Source organism: Halolamina salina (assembly GCF_042678005.1).
Classification (GTDB): domain Archaea; phylum Halobacteriota; class Halobacteria; order Halobacteriales; family Haloferacaceae; genus Halolamina; species Halolamina salina.
Map to the genome: position 1 here is coordinate 3,174 of NZ_JBHUDH010000058.1, position 3,663 is coordinate 6,836.

Annotated in this window: 5 protein-coding genes and 1 other RNA gene; 4 read left to right on the forward strand and 2 right to left on the reverse strand. The window is 71.1% G+C overall.

Annotated features, from left to right (window positions below):
* The 4 genes from ACFR9S_RS06740 to ACFR9S_RS06755 all read left to right on the forward strand — a co-directional run.
* Positions 1–241: DUF4097 family beta strand repeat-containing protein (locus tag ACFR9S_RS06740; protein WP_379818317.1), on the forward strand; the 241-nt coding region annotated here is incomplete at its 5' end.
* Between the two features lie 139 nt (positions 242–380).
* Positions 381–721: RNase P RNA component (rnpB, locus tag ACFR9S_RS06745), an RNA gene on the forward strand.
* A 117-nt stretch (positions 722–838) separates the two neighbouring features.
* Complete coding sequence (locus ACFR9S_RS06750) at positions 839–1,141, forward strand: hypothetical protein (RefSeq protein WP_379818318.1); 303 nt, start codon at positions 839–841, stop codon at positions 1,139–1,141.
* A gap of 61 nt (positions 1,142–1,202) precedes the next feature.
* Positions 1,203–2,489, forward strand: coding sequence for an MBL fold metallo-hydrolase (locus ACFR9S_RS06755; protein ID WP_379818319.1), 1,287 nt, complete (start codon positions 1,203–1,205; stop codon positions 2,487–2,489).
* Here the strand turns inward: ACFR9S_RS06755 and ACFR9S_RS06760 are convergent.
* Together ACFR9S_RS06760 and ACFR9S_RS06765 are read right to left on the reverse strand one after the other, a co-directional pair.
* Complete coding sequence (locus ACFR9S_RS06760; protein ID WP_379731811.1) at positions 2,477–2,902, reverse strand: SRPBCC family protein; 426 nt, start codon at positions 2,900–2,902, stop codon at positions 2,477–2,479. The genes ACFR9S_RS06755 and ACFR9S_RS06760 overlap by 13 nt on opposite strands.
* Positions 2,903–2,960: 58 nt before the next feature.
* Positions 2,961–3,663: protoporphyrinogen/coproporphyrinogen oxidase (locus ACFR9S_RS06765; protein ID WP_379818320.1), on the reverse strand; the 703-nt coding region annotated here is incomplete at its 5' end.

Genomic DNA, 3,663 nt, shown 5'->3' on the forward strand with positions numbered 1-3,663 from the left:
GCGGGCGACCGAGGGCAACGCGGCGTTCCGGACCTCGACCGGCGACATCGACGCCGCGCTCTCCCCGGATCTCGACGCCGAACTCGCCGCGGAGAGCCGCGTCGGCGACGTGACCGTCGAGGGGCTATCGCTGGGGGACGGCACCCGGACCGAGAGTTCGGCGTCGGGGACGCTCGGCGACGGCGGCTCGACTCTCCGAGTGGAGACCCGAACCGGCGACGTTCACCTCTCGGGGCGCTGAGCCACGGGAGTGTCGCGCCCGCGGTCCGTTCCTGTCCCCACCAACTCCCCGCTGCTGCCCTCCCCGCCCCCGCTGACGACCCCTCCTCCCACCTCGGCCCACCGAACCGCTTAACCCCGCCACTCGCCTACCACGAACCGGCAGAGAGAGCCCGGTTCCCGCGCCCCGGCCCGCGAGCAAGGGGCGTGAGGAAAGTCCCCCCACCGTCCGGACGGGCGACCGGGCGCAAGCCCGGAGTCGGAGACGGCTGGCTCTGGAACAGAAACGAGACCGCCTGCCCCGACCCATGAAGTGCGCGAACCGACCCGTAAGGGAAGGGAGCTAACCCACGGAGGATCGACGGGCAGGAACGGATGGAACGGCGAACCCTCGCCGGTGCAAGCCCGTGCCCGAAGGTAGTCCGGACGGCCGGAGACGGCAGGGCGCGGGTGCTCAGCCGAATGCCGGGTCGAAACAGAAGGGGGCTTACTCCTCTCAGCCGCTTCACCTCGCCAGCGCCGCCCGAACCGTTTTGCCCCGCCCCCGCCTCGCTCCCACGATGGCACTCGACCGTTCGTTCCCGACCGCCGGCGTCGACGGCGGCACCGAGCGGGGACGATGACCGACGACGCGGCCGCCGACGCGCTCGATCCGGCGACGCTCGCGGACGCGCTCGCCCGGTTCGGCGGCACCGAGCCGGAACGGCGCACCGTCGCCCGGCAGGCCGCCGATCTCGCGGACGCGGGGCGGTACCGCCGTGACACGGGGCGGGAACTCACGGTTGATCTCGTCCTCGACGAACTCGCGGACGCGCCCGACGGCTCGCCCGCCGACCGCTGGAACTGGTGGATGGGCGTGCTCTCGCTGGCCTACGCCGGCTACGAGGGGTTCGCGGTGCGACGCTATCCGGACGCGGAGTGAGTTCGCTAATCCGCCCCCGAACCGACGAACGGAAACGCCGGCGCCGTCGAGAGTCGACCGAATGCAGCTACGTTTCCTCGGGGGCGCCGGCGAGGTCGGCCGCAGCGCGGTCCTCGTCGACGACTCGCTGCTGCTCGACTTCGGCCTGCTGACCGCCGAGCCGCCGCAGTACCCCGTCGGGACGCCCGACCCCGACGCGGTCGTCGTCTCCCACGGCCACCTCGACCACGTCGGCACGATCCCCGCGCTGCTCTCGGGGTCGAACCGGCCGCCGATCCACTGGACGCCGCCGACGCGGGAGCTGGCGCTCACGCTCGCCCGGGACACGCTGAAGCTCCACGGGCAGTCGCCGCACTGCCCGTTCACCGAGAACGACGTGAAGCGGGTGACGGAGGTCTCCGAGACCCACGGCTACCGCGAGTCCTTCGAGGCCGCGGGGTACGAGGTGACGTTCTACAACGCGGGCCACATCCCCGGCAGCGCCCACGTGCTCGTCGACGACGGGGAGACGCGCCTGCTCTACACCGGCGACTTCCACGTCGACGAGGCCGAGGCCGCCGACCCGCCCGCGGGGTTCGACGCCGGGGAGCCGCCCGTCGGCCAGCGCCTCGTCGCGGGATCGACCGCCCGGCCCGACGCCGACGTGGTGCTGTGTGAGAGCACCTACTCGGACGTGGAGCACGAACCCCGGGCGACCGTCGAGCACCGCTTCGCCCAGAGCGTGAAGACCACGCTGTGGGAGGGCGGAACCGTCGTCGTCCCGGCGTTCGCGATCGGGCGCACCCAAGAGATGCTGCTCATCTGCGAGGCACACGACATCCCCTGTTACGTCGACGGGATGGGGAAGCGAGTGACCGAGATGCTGCGGCAGTACCCCGAATACGTCCGTGACCCCGACGCGCTGCGCCGGGCGAAATCCCACGCGCGGTTCGTGACGGGGCGGGACGGCCAGCGACAACGGATCGCCGACCAGCCCGCCGCCATCGTCACCACGAGCGGGATGCTCTCCGGCGGCCCGGCGATGACGTACATCCCCGAGATCCGGGCGAACCCCGTGAACAAGCTCACGCTGACCGGCTATCAGGTCGAGGGGACGCCCGGCCGCGAACTACTGGAGACCGGCCGGGTGGAGATCGACGGGCGCGTGATGCCCGTCAGCGCGCAGGTCGAGGCGTACGACTTCTCCGCCCACGCCGACCGCGACGGTCTGCGGCGGTTCCTCGATTCCTACGACGGCGCGGAGATCCTCGTGAACCACGGCGACCGATGCGACGCGTTCGCCGAGGAACTCCGCGCGGACGGCCACGACGCGTCGGCGCCCGAACTGGGCGCGACCTACTCGGTCTGAGCGTCGAGTTCGCGTTCGAGCCAGTCGAACTGCTGTTCCAGCTCTCGGCGACGCTGGCGCTCGATCACCGTCGAGTCCAGTAGCTTGCCGACCAGCGCCACGTCGATCGCGAACTCCGTCTCGGCGGTCACCTCGGTGCCGGCGTCGGTCGCTTCGAGCGTGTACCGCGTCACCATCTCCTCGAAGATGCCCTCGCGCTGGCGGTACGCGAGCGCCGCGTCCGGCTCGTCGGTCAGTTCGAGCGTGAGTTCGATCGTCGCGATCCCGACGCCGTTCTCCAGTTCGAGGCGGTCGCCATCGATGACCACCTCGTCGAATCCCGCGGCGCGCATGAACGGCCCGAGGTCGTCCATCCGCTCGCGGATCGCGTCCGGCGGCGCCGCGATCTCCCGGGAGACGCTGACCGAGTTCATACCCGGGCTACAACGCCTCGATTGAAAACACTCGGGACGAACATCTCCGTCCGACGCGTCAGCCCTCGGCCAGCGATTCGGCCACCCGCTCGGCCTCGCGGAGTCTGCCCGGAATCCCCGCTCTGGCGGCGTAGTTCGCACAGATCTGCGCCCCGTCGGGGAGGTCGACCGCTTCCAGCGCGTCCCACGTCGTGTCGTAGGCGGGCATCCCGCGGCGGAGCCGACACACGTCGACGGCGGTCGCTTCGACGCCGGTCAGCTCTGCGAACTCCCGTTCGGCGATCTCACGAATATCCGACTCCGGCTGATCCACGAGCCCGGGGTTCCGACCCCCGCCGAGGTACGCAGTGTGGCGGTTTCCGCGGTCGAACAGCGCCCCGGTGCTGGTCACGCCGAGCGTCCGGAACGACTCGTCGTACTGGATCTGGAAGCCGGCGGCGTCCATGTCGCTCGCGGCGTCGAGGTGGACGACCGCCATGGGGTTGTAGGTGAGTCGGCGGAGCGCGTCCGCGCTTTCGGGTGCGAACGGGTCGAGCAGGTCGGCGGTCACCGCCGCGGGCGTCGTGAGCACCACGTGGTCGACCGTCGTCGTCTCCTCGGGCGTTTCGATCACGAAGCCGTCGTCGGTCTGCTGGACTGCTTCGACCGGCGTGTCGAGCCGAACACGCTCGCTATGGCGCTCGAACAGCGCCTCCGGGAGCGTCTGGAGGCCGCCGTCGAAGGAGACGACGGGCGGCGTCGACCCTCGACGACTCGCCCCC